The 261-nt window shown below is 60.5% G+C and carries 1 pseudogene; it reads right to left on the bottom strand.

The window, feature by feature from the left end:
* Nucleotides 1-96 precede the first annotated feature (96 nt).
* Nucleotides 97-192, bottom strand: a pseudogene (locus R0J87_RS21715) (ATP-binding protein); the annotation flags it as partial.
* Between the last annotated feature and the right edge of the window lie 69 nt (nucleotides 193-261).

Here is a 261-nt window from a genome sequence, read left to right as displayed (position 1 = left end):
GCCGGTCTCGCCTGCTAAAACTGGCGAAAAAACCGCAAAAACGGTTGATCCATCATACAGCGCAGCCGTGTCGGGCCAGCGGAGCTTGGGTTGCTCTCGGGGCTTGAAGCGCCAGCGTTCGTTTCTGGTTCCGACGATTTTGCAATGGTGGGTGAGGTGATCGAGGAGCGCTGCGGTCATCTTTGCGTTCCCGTTTGCCGCGCCGAATGCATGTCTGGGCGAAGCTCACGGCGAGGTGGGATTTTCCGGTCCCTGCGCCGC

It is taken from the genome of Halomonas sp. SIMBA_159, from assembly GCF_046536035.1.
Taxonomy (GTDB): domain Bacteria; phylum Pseudomonadota; class Gammaproteobacteria; order Pseudomonadales; family Halomonadaceae; genus Vreelandella; species Vreelandella venusta_A.
The sequence above is the reverse complement of the archived record's forward strand: the minus strand, read 5'-3'. Positions and strand labels throughout refer to the sequence as shown.